Below are 17,503 nucleotides of genomic sequence, written 5' to 3'. Positions count from 1 at the left end.
GCCCGGTCGACCCCGCTGGGCCGGATCTGACAAGCGAGGAACACATGTCGATGAGGAAAGCAGCGCCCCTGGCCGCTCTCGCCGCCACCGCACTGACGCTCAGCGCGTGCGCCCAGAGCGACCGCGACGACTCCGGCTCCGGCGGTGGCGACACCGACGGCACCTTCACCTTCGGCGCGGCCGGCGCCCCCGAGGTCTTCGATCCCTTCTACGCGAGTGACGGCGAGACCTTCCGCGTCACCCGCCAGATCTTCGAGGGTCTGGTCGAGGTCGAGGAGGGCAGCTCCGAGATCGGGCCCGGCCTGGCCGAGAAGTGGGAACCGTCCAAGGACGGCAAGACGTGGACCTTCACCCTGCGCAAGGGCGTGAAGTTCAGCGACGGCGAGACCCTCGACGCGCAGGCGGTCTGCGACAACTTCGAGCGCATGGCCGACCAGAACGAGACCGCCCAGGCCGGCCCCGCCGAGTACTGGGCCTACTCGATGGAGGGCTTCGGCCAGGACTCGCTCTACCGCAGCTGCGAGGCGAGCGACGACCAGACCGTCGTGCTCAAGATCGCCCGGGCCACCTCGAAGTTCCCGGCGATGCTCTCGCTGTCGGCCTTCGGCATCCAGTCCCCCAAGGCGCTGGAGGAGGGCAAGGCCAACGACGTCAAGAAGCAGGGCGAGGGCTTCGCCTACCCGAAGAACTCCGAGAACCCCGTCGGCACCGGCCCGTACACCTTCGACAGCTACGACGAGGCCAACAAGACGGTCACGCTCAAGCGCAACGACGACTACTGGGGCGACAAGGCGAAGAACGCCGAGATCGTCTTCGACATCATCCCCAACGAGTCGACGCGCCGGCAGGAGCTCGAGGCCGACAGCATCAACGGCTACGACCTGCCCAACCCCGTGGACTGGAAGGGGCTGGAGGACGCCGGCAACCAGGTCGAGGTCCGCGACCCCTTCAACGTCCTCTACGTCGCCTTCAACCCGGAGAAGAACCCGGCGCTGAAGGACCTCAAGGTCCGCCAGGCGCTCGACATGGCGGTCAACCGCGAGCAGCTGGTCAAGTCCCAGCTGCCGGAGGGCGCCACCGCCGCCTCGCAGTTCTACCCCGACACCGTCGAGGGCTACAACAAGGACCTCGCGGTCACGAAGTACGACCCCGAGGGCGCCAAGAAGCTGCTCAAGGAGGCGGGCCAGGAGAACCTCAAGCTGACCTTCGCCTACCCGAGCGAGGTCACCCGGCCCTACATGCCCAACCCGCAGAAGATCCACGAGGCCATCCGCAAGGACTTCGAGAAGGCCGGCGTCAAGGTCGAGGTCGTCACCAAGCCGTGGAACGGCGGCTACCTCGACGGCGTCGACAACGGCCAGTTCGACGCCTGGCTGCTCGGCTGGACGGGTGACTACAACTCGGCCGACAACTTCATCGGCACCTTCTTCGGCAACCTCAAGTCCAACGACTTCCACACCTCCGCGACGGACTTCGGCGCCGACCTGAGCAAGGAGCTCAAGGACGCCGACCAGACGGTCGACGAGTCGGAGCGTGCCGCCAAGTACGAGGAGCTGAACAAGAAGATCCACGACGAGTACGTGCCCGGCCTGCCGATCTCGCACTCGCCGCCGGCGATCGTCGTCAACGAGGACGTCAAGGGCCTCGTCGCCAGCCCGCTGACCGCCGAGCGCTTCTCGTCGGTCACGGTCGGCGGCAAGTGACCCACACCCGCAGGTGACCTCGTGACGGGGCCGCCTCGACCGACCGGTCGGGGCGGCCCCGGTCCGCGGTCCACGTCAGGAGTCCCCACGTGCTGAGATTCATCATCCGCCGGCTCATGCAGCTGGTGCTCGTCGTCTTCGTGCTCTCGCTGCTGCTCTTCCTGTGGCTGCGCGCGCTGCCGGGCGGCATCGTCTCGGCGATGCTCGGTGAGCGCGCCACCCCCGAGACCCGCGCCCGGCTGACCCACGAGCTCGGCCTCGACGAGCCGATCTGGGTGCAGTACTGGACCTTCCTCAAGCGCGCGGTCACCGGCGACTTCGGTGTCTCCAACGGCGTGCAACCGGGCAAGCCCGCGCTCGACCTGCTCATCGAGCGGTTCCCCGCGACGATCGAGCTCAGCGCGGTGGCCCTGGTCATCGCCATCGGCCTCGCCCTGCCGCTCGGCTACCTCGCCGCCAAGCGCCGTGGGGGCCTGCTCGACAACCTCAGCATCGTCGGCTCGCTCGTCGGCGTGGCCGTCCCCGTCTTCTTCCTCGCCTTCCTCCTGCGCTACGTCTTCGCCCAGGAGCTGCACTGGCTGCCGGTCTCCGGGCGCCAGGAGGTCGACGCAACCCGCGTGACGGGCTTCTTCATCCTCGACGGCCTGCTCACCCGCGAGTGGGATGCGTCGTGGGATGCCTTCAAGCACCTCATCCTGCCGGGCATCGCCCTGGCCTCCATCCCCTTCTCGATGATCTTCCGCATCACCCGCGCGAGCGTGCTCGAGGTCCTCGACGAGGACTACGTGCGCACCGCCCAGGCCAAGGGCCTGACCCAGCGGGTCGTGCGCGGTCGGCACGTCATGCGCAATGCCCTGCTGCCCGTGCTCACCGCGATCGGTCTGCAGATGGGCGGCCTGCTCGCCGGCGCCGTGCTCACCGAGTCGGTCTTCAACATCGCCGGCATCGGCGACGCCCTGCGCCAGGCCTTCACCCTGCGCGACTACCCGGTGCTGCAGGTGCTCATCCTCGCGGCCGCGGTCACCTACGTCATCGTCAACCTGGTCGTCGACGTCCTCTACGCCGTCGTCGACCCCCGAGTGAGGACCCGATGAGCCAGGACTCCCAGCACCCGGACGAGCAGCCCGACCGGCCCCGCCGCGGCCTCGGTGCCCGGCGCAAGCAGCGCATCGACGACCTCGCCGCGACCAGCGGCGCCACGGGCGGCGCGACCGTCATCGAGGCCGGCACGATCGACGACGGAGCCGGGGTCGGCCTCGTCGCCTCCGCGTGGCGCCGGCTGCGCCGCAACCCGATCTTCCTGCTCGGCCTGGCCATCACCATCGCCTTCGTCGTGCTCGCGATCATCGCGCCGTGGATCGCACCGCACGACCCGGCCGACAACCCCCTCATCGACAAGGTGAGTCCGCAGTCCAACCCGATCCCCGGCGCGGAGCCGGGCTTCCCCCTCGGGGCTGACAGCTCGGGACGGGACTTCTTCTCCCGGCTGCTCGTCGGCTCGCGCCAGACCCTCGTCGTCGGCGTGGCCGCGACGCTCGGCGGGCTGGGCGGGGGGCTGGCGCTCGGCACCCTCGCGGGCGCCTTCGGCGGGGTGGTCGACGCGGTCATCATGCGCGTCGTCGACGTCATGCTCTCGATCCCGAGCCTGCTGCTCGCCTTCTCCATCGCGGCCATCGCCGCCCGACCGAGCCAGTGGACGGTCATCATCGCCATCGCCGTCGTCCAGGTGCCGATCTTCGCCCGGCTGCTGCGTGGCTCGATGCTCGCGCAGCGCAGCAAGGACCACGTCCTCGCCGCCCGGGCACTCGGCGTCAAGCGCTCGGCCATCGTCCTGCGGCACATGCTGCCCAACTCGCTCGGCCCGGTCATCGTCCAGGCGACCCTCGTGCTCGCGACGGCGATCATCGACGCCGCGGCGCTCTCCTACCTCGGTCTCGGGCTGCCCGACGACCGCGTCCCCGAGTGGGGCCAGATGCTCGGCACCTCGGAGGTCTACTTCCAGGACCACCCGCACCTGGCCTTCTACCCGGCCATCTGCATCATCGTCGTCGCCCTCGGCTTCACCCTCATGGGCGAGTCGCTGCGCGAGGCGCTCGACCCCAAGAGCCGGAGGTGAGCGGCATGACGACCGCCCCCACGCCCCGCGGTGCCCGTCCGGGCGCCGGCACTCCCCTGCTGTCCGTGCGCGACCTGTCGGTGACCTTCACGCGGCAGGGGCAGGCCCCCTTCGCCGCCGTCGACGGGGTCAGCTTCGACGTCCAGCCCGGTCAGACCGTCGGCCTCGTCGGCGAGTCCGGCTGCGGCAAGTCGGTCACGTCGCTCGCGATCATGGGCCTGCTGCCCGGCCGCGGCAACGAGGTCAGCGGTTCGGTGACCTTCGACGGCACCGACCTGCTCGGCCTCTCCGACAAGCAGATGCGCGCGCGGCGTGGCCGCGACGTCAGCATGATCTTCCAGGACCCGCTCTCCTCCCTCAACCCCGTCGTCCCCATCGGCCGACAGGTCACCGAGGTGCTCGAGCGGCACAAGGGCATGTCGCGCAAGGAGGCCACGCCCCACGCGCGCGACATGCTCAAGAAGGTCGGCATCCCCGACCCCGACCGCCGGCTCAAGGACTACCCGCACCAGCTCTCCGGCGGCATGCGCCAGCGCGCGCTCATCGCCATGGCCCTGGCCTGCGAACCCCGGCTGCTCATCGCCGACGAACCGACGACGGCGCTCGACGTGACGATCCAGGCCCAGATCCTCGCGCTGCTGCGCGAGCTCGTCGAGGAGACGGGCACGGCCCTGATCATGATCACCCACGACCTCGGTGTCGTCGCCGGGCTGTGCGACGAGATCAACGTCCTCTACGGCGGCCGCATCGTCGAGCGGGCGGAGCGCCACGACCTCTTCGCCCAGCCGCGCCACCCGTACACCGGCGGGCTGCTCTCGAGCGTCCCGAGCCTCGACGGCGAGCGCGGCGCGCGGCTCGACCCCGTGCCGGGGTCGGTCGCCGACAACCTCCCGTGGACGAGCTCGTGCGCCTTCGCCCCACGGTGCGCGAGCGCGACCGACCACTGCCGCGAGGCCACCCCCGACCTCGCCGTCGGGGGCTCGCGTGCGCTGCGCTGCTTCAACCCCCTCGCCGGCGACCCCTCGCCCGCCGAGGCCGCGACGACCGAGGAGGTCCGATGACCACCACGAGCCCCGAGCCGACCGCCACGTCGAGCGACGCCGACGTCCTCGTCGACGTCCGCGGCCTCAAGGTCCACTACCCGATCACCAAGGGCGTCGTCTTCGACAAGGTCGTCGGCCACGTCTACGCCGTCGACGGTGTCGACCTGCAGATCCGTCGCGGCGAGACCTACGGCCTCGTCGGCGAGTCCGGCTGCGGCAAGTCCACCCTCGGCCGCGCGATCCTCCACCTCGAGCCGGCGACCGACGGCACGGTCACCTTCGACGGCGAGCCGATCTCCACGCTGACGGGCGAGGCACTGCGGAGCCGGCGCAAGGACCTGCAGATGGTCTTCCAGGACCCGATGGGCAGCCTCGACCCGCGCCAGAGCGTCGAGGCGCTGCTCGTCGAAGGGATGAAGGCCCACGGGATCGCCAAGGACGCCAAGGAGGCCGAGCCCCGCCTGCGCCAGCTGCTCGCCGACGTCGGTCTGCCGCCCGCCGCCCTGAAGAAGTACCCCCACGAGTTCTCCGGCGGTCAGCGCCAGCGCATCGGCATCGCCCGGGCCCTGAGCGTCGACCCCGAGCTCATCGTCGCCGACGAGCCGGTCTCCGCGCTCGACGTGTCGGTGCAGGCGCAGGTCATCAACCTCATGTCCGACCTGCAGGACGAGTACGGCCTGACCTATCTCGTCATCGCCCACGACCTCGCGGTGGTGCGGCACATCAGCGACCGCGTCGGGGTCATGTACCTCGGCGGCATCGTCGAGGAGGCCCCGGCCGACGACCTCTACGCCACTCCCCTGCACCCCTACACGCGGGCCCTGCTGTCCGCCGTGCCGGTGCCGGACCCGGTCGTCGAGGACACCCGGGAGCAGATCCTGCTGAGCGGCGACCTGCCCTCCCCCGCCAACCCGCCGTCGGGCTGCCGCTTCCACACCCGCTGCCCCTGGCGGCAGGAGACCCGCTGCGACACCGAGCGTCCGCAGCTGCGGGTCGTCTCCGACGCCGCCGAGCACAAGGTCGCCTGCCACTGGGCCGAGCAGATCGCCTCCGGCGAGATCCAGCCGCACGCCGTCACGGCGACGGTCGACGAGACCGGCGCGGCCCTCGCAGCGGAGGCGGAGGCCGAGCGGATCGTCGGGGAGATCCCCTTCTCCTAGCGGATACCGGCACGGCGAAGGGGGTGTCCCACCGATCGGTGGGACACCCCCTTCGTCGTGGTGCGGTCGGTGACCCGACTACGCCCCGGCCGTCGAGGTGCCGGTCGTGTCCCCGCCGGCGGCAGCGCCACCGGCCTGGCCCGCGGCCATCGCGTCGTCGACGTCGGCGAGGCCCTGGCCGGCGAAGAGGCCGGAGTCGATGTCGGTCACGTCCTGCGTCTCGACGATGACCCGCGGCTCGGCGAAGTGGCAGCGCGAGGGGTGCTCGCCGGCACCGTCGCTGCGCAGCTCGAGCACGGGGGTCTCCGTGCGGCAGATGTCCTGCGCCTTCCAGCAGCGGGTGTGGAAGTGGCAGCCCTGCGGCGGGTTGGCCGGGGACGGCACGTCGCCGCTGAGGACGATCTGGTCGCGCTTACCGCGCAGGGTCGGGTCCGGCACCGGCACGGCGGAGAGCAGAGCCTGGGTGTAGGGGTGCGTCGGGCGCGAGTAGATGTCGTCCTCGTCGCCGATCTCGACCATGCGGCCGAGGTACATGACCCCGACCCGGTCGGAGATGTGACGCACCACGGACAGGTCGTGCGCGATGAAGATGTAGGACAGGCCGAGCTCGTCCTGCAGCTTCTCCATCAGGTTGATGACCTGCGCCTGCACCGACACGTCGAGCGCGGAGACCGGCTCGTCGCAGATGAGCACCTTGGGGTTGAGCGCGATGCCCCGGGCGATGCCGATGCGCTGGCGCTGGCCGCCGGAGAACTGGTGCGGGTAGCGGTTGATGTGCTCGGGGTTGAGACCCACGAGCTCCAGCAGCTCCTGGACCCGGCGCTTGCGTCCACCACGCGGCACGACGTCGGAGTGGATCTCCAGCGGCTCGGCCACGATCTCGCCGACGGTGCGCCGGGGGTTGAGCGAGGTGTAGGGGTCCTGGAAGACGATCTGGATGTCGCGACGCAGCTTGCGCATCGCGGACCCCGACTGGCTGTACATGTCGACCCCGTCGAAGTCGACGGTGCCCTCGGTCGGCTCCTCGAGCCGCATGAGCAGTCGGCCCAGGGTCGACTTGCCACAGCCGGACTCACCGACGATGCCGAGCGTCTCGCCCTTGTAGAGCTCGAAGTCGACACCGTCGACGGCCTTGACGTGGCCGACGGTCGTGCGGAGCACACCGCCCTTGATCGGGTAGTGCTTCTTCAGGCCCTTGGCCGTGAGGATCGCCTCAGGCATCGAGCACCTCCTGGCTGAAGTGGCAGGCGGACTGGCGACGCGGGCCGATGTCGAGCAGCTCGGGGCGCTCGGTCCGGCAGATGTCCTGCGCCATGACGCAGCGCGGGTTGAAGGCGCACCCCTCGGGGATGCGGGTGAGGTTCGGCGGCAGGCCACCGATGGCCGAGAGCGACTGGCCCTTCTGGTCCAGGCGCGGGATCGACTCGAGCAGACCCCGCGTGTAGGGGTGACCCGGCCGGGCGTAGATCTCGTCGACGTCGGCCCGCTCGACGATCCGACCGGCGTACATGACCGCGATGCGGTCGGCGACGTCGGCGACGACACCCAGGTCGTGCGTGATGAGGATCAGACCCATCTTGAACTCGTCCTGCAGCTCCTGCAGGAGGGACATGATCTGGGCCTGGACCGTCACGTCGAGAGCCGTCGTCGGCTCGTCGGCGATGAGCACCTTGGGGTCGAGCGCGATCGCCATGGCGATCATGATGCGCTGCCGCATACCGCCCGAGAACTGGTGCGGGTAGGCCTTGACGCGATCCTTGGCCGCCGGGATGTTGACGCGCTCCATGAGGCGCACGGCCTCGGCGTAGGCGTCCGCGCGGTTGGACCCGCGGTGCACGCGGAACATCTCCGCGATCTGCCAACCGACCGGGAAGACGGGGTTGAGCGAGCTGAGCGCGTCCTGGAAGATCATCGAGATCTCCGGGCCACGGGTCGCGCGCCGCGCCTCCTCCGGCATGGTCAGCAGGTCCTGACCCTTGTAGAGGATCCGCCCGCCCGGGATGACGGCCGGGGGCATGTCGAGGATGCCCATGATCGCCTGCGCGGTCACGGACTTGCCCGACCCGGACTCGCCGAGGATCGCCAGCGTCTCGCCCTCGTCGAGGGTGAAGTTGACGCCGTTGATCGCCTTGGCGATGCCCTCCCGGGTGCGGAACTCGACGTGGAGGTCGTCGACCTCGAGCAGGTGCTCGCCGGACGACGGGGTCGTCGGTGTGGTCATGTGGTCACTCACCTGTCTCTCAGCGCCCCTTCGGGTCGAAGGCGTCACGCACGGCGTCGCCGAGCATGATGAAGGCCAGGACCGTGATGCTCAGGAAGAGCGCCGGGAAGAAGAGGATGTGCGGGTAGGTCTGCAGCGGCACGAGGGCGTCGTTGATCATCACACCCCAGGACACGGTCGGCGGGCGCAGACCGATGCCGAGGAAGGACAGCGTCGCCTCCGCGGCGATGTAGCTGCCGAGGTTGATCGTCGTGACGACGATCGCCGGGGCCATCGCATTGGGCAGGACGTGCCGGCGGATGATCCGCATCGGCGAGGCGCCGAGGGCGCGGGCCGCCTGGACGTAGTCGTTGGGCTTGACCTGGATGACCGAGCTGCGCATGAGGCGCATGAGGCTCGGCGAGCCGAAGAGGACGAAGACGAGCACGACCTGCATCACGACGCCGAAGTAGCCCTGGATCGGGATGCCGAAGATCTCCTCCCGCTCCCGGATCGAGGACAGGAAGATGATGCCCGACAGCAGCAGCGGGATGGCGAAGAAGATGTCGCCGGCACGGCTGATGAGGGCGTCGACCCAGCCGCCGATGTACCCGGCGAGCAGACCCAGCAAGGACCCGAGCAGGAGCACGCCGAGGGTTGAGAGCACGCCGACGATGATCGACGCGCGGGCGCCGTAGATCGTGCGGGTGTAGATGTCCTGGCCCTGGGTGTCGGTGCCGAACCAGTGCTCGCCACTCGGGGTCTGGCGGGCCTTGCTGAGGTCGTTGAACTTCAGGTCGTAGGTCGTGAAGAGGGAGGGCCAGATCGCCATCAGCAGGAGGATGATGATCAGCACCCCCGAGATCCAGAAGAGCGGGTTGCGACGAAGGGAGGCGAAGGCGTCCGCGGTGAGGGAGCGGGCCTCGCCCCCTTCGGGCGCGGTGTCGACCGCGATGGCCGCCTCGCGCGTCGTCGTCGCCGTGGCCTCGTCCTGGCCGGGGTCCTGTGCGGCGTCCTGCGCCGTGCTCTTGTCAGTCATTGCTGATCCTCGGGTCGAGGGCGCCGTAGAGGAGGTCGACGATGAGGTTCATCACCAGGTAGACGATGACCAGCGCCGTGACCGCCCCGACGACGGCGATGCCGTCACGGTTGCGGATACCGGTGAAGATGTAGCCACCGACGCCCATGATGTTGAAGATGCCCTCCGTGACGATGGCGCCACCGAGCAGGGCACCGAAGTCGTAGCCCATGAAGGTGATGACGGGGATCATCGAGTTGCGCAGGGTGTGGATGCCGATGATGCGCTTGGGCGAGAGGCCCTTGGCCTTCGCGGTGCGCACGTAGTCGGACTTGATGTTCTCGGCGATGTTGGTGCGCATGAGGCGCGCGATGTAGGCCAAGGAGGTCGAGCCGAGCACCATCGCCGGCATGATCAGGCTGTAGAAGCTCGGGTCCTTGCCGGACGCCAGCGCCGGGAAGATGCCCCACTTGAGGCCCAGGAAGTAGCGGGCCGCGAAGCCGACGACGAAGATCGGCACGGAGATGACGAAGAGCGTGCTGATGAGCACGAGGTTGTCGATGAACCCACCCTTGCGCAGACCTGCGAGGACACCGGCGATGATGCCGATGACGCCCTCGAAGACCAGGGCCATGACGGCGAGCTTGCCGGTGACGGTGAAGCGCTCACCGAGCTCCTCGGCCACGGAGTTGCCGTACTGGTTCTCGCCGAAGTCGCCCTGCAGGACGTTCTTGGCGTAGTAGCCGTACTGGACCGGCAGCGGGTCGTCCAGGTGGTACTTCTCGTTGAACTTCTCGACGTAGGCAGCGGGACACGGCCGCTCGCCACACTTGCCTGCCGTGGGGTCGCCGGGCATGGCGAAGACCATGGCGTAGATCAGGAACGTGGAGAGGATGATCACCGGGATCATCTGGAGCAATCGGCGAACGATGTACTTGCCCACGTGCACCTCCTATGGAGCTGGTAGCGCACCTCAGTCCCGGGGTGCCGGGAGAGGGTAACTCATTGGGTGTGACCGGTATCCGCGATCGGCGGGAGGTCGGCACGCCACCGGCCGGCCATCGAGCGATGGCCGGCCGGTGCAGTGCGAAGTCAGCCCTGGATCAGGGTCACTCCTTGACGGTCATCGCCGCCAGGTCGGGGCTGCCGAAGGGCGTCGCCTGGACGTCGCCCACGCGCTCCGACCAACCGATGATGGTCTTGCCGTACCACGTCGGGATGGTCGTGAACTCCTTCGCGATCATGCCCTCGGCCTCCTGGTACAGCTTGTTGGCCTCCTCGGGGGTCTCGGCAGCGCCGGCCTCCTTCATCTTGGCCTGGAAGTCGGCGTTGTCGTAGCCGTAGTAGTTCGAGCCGGCACCCTTGCCGTAGATCGGCGCGAGGTAGTTCTCGATCGACGGGTAGTCCATGACCCAGCCCATGCGGAACATGCCCTTGAGCTCGTCCTCGCCGAGCTTGGTCAGCATGGTCTTGAAGTCGACCGCCGGGGTGGCGACGCAGTCGATGCCGATGGCCTTGTTGACCGAGTTGCAGACCGCCTCGGTCCACTCCTTGTGGCCGCCGTCACCGTTGTAGGTCAGGGTCAGCTTGCCCTTGAAGCCGCCACCCTCCTTGAGCAGCTGCTTGGCCTTCTCCGGGTTGTACGTGCAGTACTCGCCGCAGGCGCCTTCCTTGTAGCCGTCGACGATCGGGGAGACCCAGCCGGTGGCCGGAGTCATCGCGCCGTTGAAGATCTGCTTGACGATGGTCGGCCGGTCGATGGCCATCGAGATCGCCTGGCGGACCTTGACGTTCTTCAGCTCCGGCGTGACGTGGTAGTTCATGCCGATGAACTGGAGGGTGGAGTTCTCCTTCTCCAGGTAACGGCCCTCACCGAGGTCGCTCTTGAACTTGTCGTCGATGAGCGCGCTCGCCGGGATCTGGCGGACGACGTCGATCTCGCCGGCCTGGAGGGCGGTGTACTCGGCGTCGGCGTCCTGGAAGATCTGGAAGGTGATCTTGTCGGCCTGGCCACCGAAGTCACCCGCGTAGTCGTCGAACTTGCTGACGACGATCGAGGAGTTCTCGTCCCACGAGTCGAACTTGTACGGGCCGGCGGCGACGGGCTTCTTGCCGAAGGCCTCCGGGTCGTCGAAGAAGGAGTCGGGCTGCGGGGCGAAGGCGGTGTAGCCGAGGCGCAGCGGGAGGTTCGAGACCTTCTCGGAGGTCTTGATCGTGAAGGTGTAGTCGTCGACGACCTTCAGGCCCGACAGCTCCTTGACCTTGGACTTGGGGTCCGAGACCTTGTCGTAGCCCTCGAAGGGCTCGAAGAAGTAGCCACCCTGCTGGCCGTTGGGGCCGAAGGCGGTGTAGTTCCAGGCGTCGACGAAGTTCTTCGCCTTGACCTCGGTCCCGTCGTGGAACTTGTAGCCCTTCTTGATCTTCACCGTGAAGTTCTGGTTGTCATCGGTGTCGATCGACTCGGCGATGTCGTTCTCGGGCTCGGCCGTCTCGGGGTTGTAGTGGACCAGCTTGGCGGTCAGGACGTCGAGGACGTCACTGCCACAGGTCTCTGCGGTGTTGCCCGCAACCAGCGGGTTCTCGGGGTTGCAGCCACCGGCCTTGATCTCGCCGCCGGCGCCGCCGCCGCCCGAGGTGCTGTCGCTGTCGCTGCCGCCGCCGCACGCGGTCGCGAGAAGTGCGATCGCGGAGATGCTGGCAACTGCCATCGCGCGAGACTTCACTCGCATGGGTCCTCCTACGTCATGCCGCCGGGAAGGCGGGTCTATCGGCTTTCCCGGCTCGATGCGGGTCCACCCCTGGGGTCGCAGCGCGGTCCGCGACTGCTCGTGACATCAAAAACCACGAGGTCGATTCGCACCATGACCCGGTGTGCCCTGAGACACAACTGTGACTCTTCGGTGACCGCCCCGGCACCGGTCAAAGGAGATGCAGGGTTAACCCTCACGCCCCGGAAACCTTGCGGTGATCCGGCCGTGACACCGCCGATATCGCGGCGCGGGTCAGGATCGCGGCGACTCCTGCGAGCGGGTCCCCACGACCCCCGCGACGACGTCGTCGAGGCTGACCTGCCGCCGGTCGGGGCCGGCGAGCGGCAGCCGCCAGTTGGGGTACTCCTCGTCGGTGCCGGGCTGGTTGATCGCCCGCACGTCGCCGACGAGGTCGGTCAGGGCGATGCCCCGCAGGCGCGAAGGGGTCAGCCCCAGCCAGTGGTGCAGCGCGGCCACCACCTCGGCGGGGTCGGCGTCGACGTCGGCGAGCAGCCCCCGCTCGTGCAGGGCCTCACGCACCGCCCGCACGCTCGCCTCCTCGGCGGCGCGCTCCTCGTCGACGGGTCGGGTGAGCAGGCCGAGCCGTTCACGGATGGCGACGTGCTCGAGGCCGAGGTAGCCCGCGCTCGGCGGCAGGTCGTGGGTGGTCACGGTCGCCAGGCACAGCTCGCGGTAGGCCTCCGGCGGCAGCGGCCGGCCGTCGTCGCCCCACTCGAACCACGCGACGCTCGTGCCGAGGACGCCCCGCTCGGCGAGGTGCTCGCGCACCCACGGCTCGACGACACCGAGGTCCTCGCCGACGACGAGGGCACCGGCCCGGTGGGCCTCGAGGACGAGGATGCCGACGAGCGCCTCGTGGTCGTAGCGCACGTAGGCCCCCTCCCCCGGCGAGCAGTCCTCGGGCACCCACCACAGGCGGAAGAGCCCGATGACGTGGTCGACGCGCACGCCACCGGCCCCGGCGAGCACGGCCCGCAGCATGTCGCGGAAGGGGGCGTAGCCGAGCTCGGCGAGCCGGTCGGGCCGCCACGGCGGCTGCGACCAGTTCTGCCCGAGCTGGTTGAACTGGTCGGGCGGTGCGCCGACGTCCACACCGCGGGCGAGGGCATCGCCGAGCGCCCACGCGTCGGCACCCTCGGGGTGGATGCCGACGGCGAGGTCGGTGACGACCCCGACGCCCATGCCCGCCTCGCGCAGGCGCTGCTGGGCCAGCGTCAGCTGGGTTCGCACGACCCACTGCAGCCACACGTGGAAGGAGATCTCCTCGCGGTGCGCCTCGCGGTGCGCGCGGACGGCGGGCCCGGCGGGGTCGTGCAGCTCGGCCGGCCACTCGCTCTCCCACAGCGCCCCGTGGGTGGCCGCCAGCGAGCACCACGTCGCGAAGTCGACGAGCGCCTGCCCCTCGGCCGCGTGCAGCGCGGCGACCTCCCGCGCCTGCCCCGCGCCGAGGTGACGGAAGGCGGTGCGCAGGGCCGGCTCCTTGAGCGCCCAGACCGCGTCGCGGTCGATGGTGTCGTGGGCGTCGAGCTCCCGGGCCCGTGCGGCGAGGCCCTCGATCTCCGCGCGCGCCTGCTCCGGCAGCATCTCGGCGCCGGGCAGCCCGCGCAGGTCGATGTAGACGGGGTTGAGGAAGCGGCGCGAGGTCGGCAGGTAGGGCGAGGGCTCCATCGGTGGCACCGGCTCGGCCGCGTGCAGCGGGTTGACGAGGACGAAGTGCGCGTCGTGCTCGCGGGCCGCCCACTCGCCGAGCGTGGCGAGGTCGCCGAGGTCGCCGATGCCCTGGCTGCCGGAGCCCCGCACCTGGTACAGCTGCGTCAGCAGGCCGGTGCGCGGCGCCTCCTGCACCACCGCGGGCAGCTCGAGGCGCTGCGGCACGGTGACGAGCACGGCCCGGTCGGTGCCCGGCGACAGCGGGCCGGCCCCGGGCTCGGCGACGATCTCGTGCCAGCCGAGCGGCAGGTCGCCCGGGACCTCGAAGGCGGCCTCGCCGACGAGCCCACCGTCGACGTCGTGCGGCTCGACGACGTGCTCGAGCTGCTGCAGGTCACGGCGGGACCCCCCTTCGAGCGTGATGTGCACGGCCACACCACTGCCGTGCGGCACGTGCACGAGGAGGCGAAGGGGGTCCCCCTCGCGCTGGACGACGGTCGGGGGCAGCGTGCGGCGCCACGGCGCCGTGCGGGTGCGCTCGAGCGACGCGAGGACCGAGGCGTCGTCGCCGACCTCCTCCCCCATTGCCGCGAGGACCGCGCGCAGCGACTCGGGCGGCACCTCGCGGTGCTCGCCGCGCCAGTCCCACCACTGGGTCTCGACCCCCTTCGCGGCAGCCAGGGCGTGCAGGTGGTCCGTCGACTCCGTCACGGCGACAGCCTCTCCGAGCGGACGGATCCCTGTCCACCACGACGCGGGGGTAGCGTGGGAGTGGTGGACGACGTGCAGATCCTGGCGCCCCGGGAGGTCCCCCTCGGCGGCCCCCGGGCGATGACGGTGCGACGCACCCTCCCCTCCAGAGCCCGCTCCCTCGTGGGCGGCTGGTGCTTCCTCGACCACTACGGGCCCGACGACGTCGCGGCCACCGGCGGCATGGTCGTGCCGCGGCACCCGCACACCGCGCTGGCGACCGTCTCGTGGCTCTTCACCGGCGAGATCGAGCACCGCGACTCGACGGGCGCGCACGCGATGGTCCGCCCCGGCGAGCTCAACCTCATGACGGCCGGGCGCGGCGTCAGCCACTCCGAGTTCTCCACCCCGGACACGAGCATGCTCCACGGGGTGCAGCTGTGGTTCGCGCTGCCGGGCGACGCCGTCGACACCGAGCCGACCTTCGACCACCACGTGCCCGAGCCGGCCTACGTCCCCGGCGGCATCGCCCGCGTCTTCCTCGGCGAGCTCTTCGGCGAGCGCTCCCCCGTCGTCACCCACGGCGCCCTCACCGGGGCCGAGCTGCTGCTCGACGCCGACGCCGAGACCGTCGTCGAGGTCCCGGCCGGCCACGAGCACGCCGTGCTGCTCGACGACGGCGACGTGAGCATCGACGGCACCGCCCTCGAGCGGGGCGAGCTGGGCTACGTCGGCACCGGCCGCGAGCGCTTCACCCTCACCTCCCGCACCGGCGCCCGCCTCGTGCTCATCGGCGGCGAGCCGCTCGGCGAGCAGATCGTCATGTGGTGGAACTTCGTCGGCCGCAGCCACGAGGACGTCGTCGCCGCCCGCGACCGCTGGATGGCCGAGATCGGCGAGCAGCCGCCGGAGGGCGAGGAGCGCTTCGGTCCCTTCCCCGAGGGGCAGCCCGCCCCCCTTCCCGCCCCGGCGCTGCCCGGCGGACGGCTGCGGGCGAGGGGCTGACATGGGCTGGCACACCCCGACCGTGCGCACGGTCTTCATCCACGGCCGCGGCCGCAGCGGCGCGCGGGCCTGGCCGCTCCAGGCGGAGGAGGCCGACCCCGACCACGTCTTCCTCGAGCGCACCTGCGCCGCCGACCAGCCCGAGCGCGACGCCGACCGGGTCGTCGAGGCGCTCGGCGGCCGCGGGCACGTCGTCGGGCACTCCTACGGCGCCGTCACCGCGATGCTCGCCGCGCAGCGGCGGCCCGACCTGCTGCGCAGCCTCGTGCTCATCGAGCCCGCGTGCTACGACGTCGCCCGCGGTGGCCGCCACGTCGAGGCCCACATCGCCGCGATGGCGCCGGTCTACGCCGTCGCCGACGACCCGGAGGTCGACGGACGGGACTTCCTCGACCGCTTCGCCGCCGGCATGAGCCACGCCCCGCTCGACATCGACACCCTCACCTGCGATGCCCTCGCCGCGCGGATCCGGGCCACCCCGGCCCCTTGGGAGGTCGCGCTGCGCACCGACACCCCGCGCCTGGTGCCGACGCTCGTCATCACCGGCGATGACCGGCCGATGTACACGGAGGTCGCCGCCGCCCTCGAGGCGAAGGGGGCGACGCACCTCGTCCTGCCGGGCGCGGACCACCGCCCGCAGGACCACCCGGAGGCGTGGGCCGCCATGCGCGACTTCCAGGCGGCCCACGCCCGCTGAGGCGGTGTCGGGGGCGGTCAGCCCCGGTGGTGGAGCACCGCGACCGGGCAGGTCGCCAGGGCGAGCACCCGCTGCGAGACGGAGCCGAGGAGCAGCCCGCGGAAGCCGCCGCGACCGCGCGAGCCGACGACGAGCAGGTCGGCGCCCGCAGCGACCTCGACGAGGGCGTCGGCGGCCCGGCCGTGCCGGACCTCGACGGTGACGTCGACCTCGGGGTGGGCCGCACGGCCCTCGGTGATGGTGCGCTCGGCCATCTCGCGGTAGCGGGAGTCGACCCTCTCCCACTCCGGCGAGCCGGGCTCGGTGACGACGACGCCGTTCTCGACCTCGACATTCCACGAGGTGACGGTCGTGACCGCGCGACCACGCACGAGCGAGGCGTCGAGGGCGTAGTCGAAGGCGAGGCGGCTGTGCTGGCTGCCGTCGATGCCGACGACGACGCGACCGTCCCCCTTGGTCCCGACGTCCTCCGGGACCAGGACGACGGCGCACGGGGCGTGCGCGACGACACTCAGCGAGGTCGTGCCGAGGACGATCCGCTCGGCGCGGTTCTTGCGGGCGGAGCCGACGACGAGGACCCGGGCCCCCTCGGCAGCGGCGAGGAGGGCGCCGGTGGGCGAGCCCGTCGGCAGCGCGGTGGTCACGGCGAGGTCGGGACTCTCCGACCGCACCCGCGCGGCGGCGGCGACGACGACCTTCGTCGACTCCTGCTCGACCCGCTCGACGATCTCGGGGCTCGTGAGCAGCTCGCCGTAGGCGGACAGCGGGGTACCGAGGTCGACGGCGTGCACGAGGTGCAGGGGCGCGGACAGCGCCGCGGCCTCGGCGACCGCCCAGGCGGTGACGGCGTCGTCGCGGTGGCTCCCGTCGAGGGCAGCCACCACGGCGCCGGAGGGTGTCGGGGTGTCGTGGGTGCTGGCGTCGGTGCTCATGCCCCATTGTCCCCACGGAGGCGCCTCAGCGGGAGGGGAGAGTCACCCCCAGTTCGTCAGACCCTGACGGTCGTGGGAGCCCCCCGGCCACACGGCCCGCACGATGCCGGCCGCGGCGAGCGCCTTGCGGCACCCCGGGCACGGAGGGTCGGTGATGTAGGCCGTCGCGCCCTTGGTGTCCCGGGTCGCGAAGAGCAGCGCGTTGACCTCCGCGTGGATCGCGATGCAGAAGCCCTCGGTGCCCGGCCGGTCGTAGTCACCCAGACCGGGCACGGCGTCGTAGCCGAGCCGGCCACGGGGACAGGCGCCCTCGAGGCAGTCGGGCTCGCCGGGGGCCGCGCCGTTGTAGCCCGTCGCGATGATCCGGTGGTCGATCGTCAGCACGGCACCGACGCGGCGGCGGGTGCACTTGGCGCGGGCGGCGACGGCCGTGGCGATGCCGAGGAAGTAGTCGTCCCAGCTCGGCACGCTGGTGGTGGGGGTCTCGTCGGGCACGGACCGATCCTAGGCAGACCGGG

At 70.7% G+C, this 17,503-nt stretch carries 15 protein-coding genes; 7 read left to right on the top strand and 8 right to left on the bottom strand.

Annotated features, from left to right (window positions below):
- Positions 1-44 precede the first annotated feature (44 nt).
- The 5 genes from ACQBJO_RS03775 to ACQBJO_RS03755 all read left to right on the top strand — a co-directional run bounded on the left by ACQBJO_RS03775 (position 45) and on the right by ACQBJO_RS03755 (position 6,022).
- Complete coding sequence (locus ACQBJO_RS03775) at positions 45-1,703, top strand: ABC transporter substrate-binding protein (RefSeq protein WP_421007112.1); 1,659 nt, start codon at positions 45-47, stop codon at positions 1,701-1,703.
- Between the two features lie 89 nt (positions 1,704-1,792).
- Positions 1,793-2,797, top strand: coding sequence for an ABC transporter permease (locus tag ACQBJO_RS03770; protein WP_421007113.1), 1,005 nt, complete (start codon positions 1,793-1,795; stop codon positions 2,795-2,797).
- A complete protein-coding gene (locus tag ACQBJO_RS03765; protein ID WP_255185449.1) occupies positions 2,794-3,819 on the top strand; it encodes an ABC transporter permease in 1,026 nt (341 codons plus the stop codon). The genes ACQBJO_RS03770 and ACQBJO_RS03765 overlap by 4 nt, the downstream gene beginning before the upstream one ends.
- Positions 3,820-3,824: 5 nt before the next feature.
- Positions 3,825-4,880, top strand: a complete 1,056-nt coding sequence (locus tag ACQBJO_RS03760) for an ABC transporter ATP-binding protein (RefSeq protein ID WP_255185448.1) — start codon at positions 3,825-3,827, stop codon at positions 4,878-4,880.
- Complete coding sequence (locus ACQBJO_RS03755) at positions 4,877-6,022, top strand: ABC transporter ATP-binding protein (protein WP_421007114.1); 1,146 nt, start codon at positions 4,877-4,879, stop codon at positions 6,020-6,022. Before ACQBJO_RS03760 ends, ACQBJO_RS03755 begins: the two co-directional genes overlap by 4 nt.
- 78 nt (positions 6,023-6,100) lie before the next feature.
- On the opposite strand, the gene ACQBJO_RS03750 is transcribed toward ACQBJO_RS03755, so the two are convergent.
- The 6 genes from ACQBJO_RS03750 to malQ all read right to left on the bottom strand — a co-directional run bounded on the left by ACQBJO_RS03750 (position 6,101) and on the right by malQ (position 14,372).
- Positions 6,101-7,243, bottom strand: coding sequence for an ABC transporter ATP-binding protein (locus ACQBJO_RS03750; protein ID WP_421007115.1), 1,143 nt, complete (start codon positions 7,241-7,243; stop codon positions 6,101-6,103).
- Positions 7,236-8,243 carry an ABC transporter ATP-binding protein gene (locus ACQBJO_RS03745; protein WP_421007116.1) on the bottom strand — a complete coding sequence of 336 codons (1,008 nt, stop codon included), beginning with the start codon at positions 8,241-8,243 and terminating at the stop codon, positions 7,236-7,238. Before ACQBJO_RS03745 ends, ACQBJO_RS03750 begins: the two co-directional genes overlap by 8 nt.
- A gap of 19 nt (positions 8,244-8,262) precedes the next feature.
- Positions 8,263-9,261 carry an ABC transporter permease gene (locus ACQBJO_RS03740; RefSeq protein ID WP_421007117.1) on the bottom strand — a complete coding sequence of 333 codons (999 nt, stop codon included), beginning with the start codon at positions 9,259-9,261 and terminating at the stop codon, positions 8,263-8,265.
- Positions 9,254-10,183 carry an ABC transporter permease gene (locus ACQBJO_RS03735; protein ID WP_255185443.1) on the bottom strand — a complete coding sequence of 310 codons (930 nt, stop codon included), beginning with the start codon at positions 10,181-10,183 and terminating at the stop codon, positions 9,254-9,256. The genes ACQBJO_RS03740 and ACQBJO_RS03735 overlap by 8 nt, the downstream gene beginning before the upstream one ends.
- Positions 10,184-10,349: 166 nt before the next feature.
- Entirely contained in the window at positions 10,350-11,948 is a 1,599-nt protein-coding gene (locus tag ACQBJO_RS03730) for a peptide ABC transporter substrate-binding protein (RefSeq protein ID WP_421007118.1), read from the bottom strand.
- A gap of 294 nt (positions 11,949-12,242) precedes the next feature.
- A complete protein-coding gene (gene malQ, locus ACQBJO_RS03725) occupies positions 12,243-14,372 on the bottom strand; it encodes a 4-alpha-glucanotransferase (RefSeq protein ID WP_421007119.1) in 2,130 nt (709 codons plus the stop codon).
- Between the two features lie 63 nt (positions 14,373-14,435).
- Here malQ and ACQBJO_RS03720 point away from each other — a divergent pair, with 63 nt between their 5' ends.
- Positions 14,436-15,356 (top strand): pirin family protein, encoded by a 921-nt coding sequence (locus ACQBJO_RS03720; protein WP_421007120.1) that lies wholly within the window; start codon positions 14,436-14,438, stop codon positions 15,354-15,356.
- A 1-nt stretch (position 15,357) separates the two neighbouring features.
- Positions 15,358-16,053 carry an alpha/beta fold hydrolase gene (locus tag ACQBJO_RS03715; protein WP_421007121.1) on the top strand — a complete coding sequence of 232 codons (696 nt, stop codon included), beginning with the start codon at positions 15,358-15,360 and terminating at the stop codon, positions 16,051-16,053.
- Positions 16,054-16,070: 17 nt separating this feature from the next.
- Here ACQBJO_RS03715 and ACQBJO_RS03710 read toward each other — a convergent pair whose 3' ends face one another.
- Both ACQBJO_RS03710 and ACQBJO_RS03705 read right to left on the bottom strand, forming a co-directional pair.
- Positions 16,071-16,985, bottom strand: coding sequence for a universal stress protein (locus tag ACQBJO_RS03710; protein WP_255185438.1), 915 nt, complete (start codon positions 16,983-16,985; stop codon positions 16,071-16,073).
- Positions 16,986-17,027: 42 nt separating this feature from the next.
- Positions 17,028-17,480 carry a deoxycytidylate deaminase gene (locus ACQBJO_RS03705; RefSeq protein WP_421007122.1) on the bottom strand — a complete coding sequence of 151 codons (453 nt, stop codon included), beginning with the start codon at positions 17,478-17,480 and terminating at the stop codon, positions 17,028-17,030.
- Positions 17,481-17,503 lie beyond the last annotated feature (23 nt).

The sequence above is a fragment of the Janibacter zhangyanbonis genome (assembly GCF_050507325.1).
Classification (GTDB): Bacteria; Actinomycetota; Actinomycetes; order Actinomycetales; family Dermatophilaceae; genus Janibacter.
Note: the sequence above shows the minus strand (reverse complement) of the source record. Positions and strands in the feature narration are given on the sequence as shown.

Bases quoted from the DNA above. Each gene is read 5' to 3' on its own strand.
- ACQBJO_RS03710 (WP_255185438.1), bottom strand. From the start codon at position 16,985: ATGAGCACCGACGCCAGCACCCACGACACCCCGACACCCTCCGGCGCC.
- ACQBJO_RS03730 (WP_421007118.1), bottom strand. From the start codon at position 11,948: ATGGCAGTTGCCAGCATCTCCGCGATCGCACTTCTCGCGACCGCGTGC.
- ACQBJO_RS03760 (WP_255185448.1), top strand. From the start codon at position 3,825: ATGACGACCGCCCCCACGCCCCGCGGTGCCCGTCCGGGCGCCGGCACT.
- ACQBJO_RS03755 (WP_421007114.1), top strand. From the start codon at position 4,877: ATGACCACCACGAGCCCCGAGCCGACCGCCACGTCGAGCGACGCCGAC.
- ACQBJO_RS03745 (WP_421007116.1), bottom strand. From the start codon at position 8,243: ATGACCACACCGACGACCCCGTCGTCCGGCGAGCACCTGCTCGAGGTC.
- ACQBJO_RS03765 (WP_255185449.1), top strand. From the start codon at position 2,794: ATGAGCCAGGACTCCCAGCACCCGGACGAGCAGCCCGACCGGCCCCGC.
- ACQBJO_RS03750 (WP_421007115.1), bottom strand. From the start codon at position 7,243: ATGCCTGAGGCGATCCTCACGGCCAAGGGCCTGAAGAAGCACTACCCG.
- ACQBJO_RS03775 (WP_421007112.1), top strand. From the start codon at position 45: ATGTCGATGAGGAAAGCAGCGCCCCTGGCCGCTCTCGCCGCCACCGCA.
- ACQBJO_RS03740 (WP_421007117.1), bottom strand. From the start codon at position 9,261: ATGACTGACAAGAGCACGGCGCAGGACGCCGCACAGGACCCCGGCCAG.
- ACQBJO_RS03715 (WP_421007121.1), top strand. From the start codon at position 15,358: ATGGGCTGGCACACCCCGACCGTGCGCACGGTCTTCATCCACGGCCGC.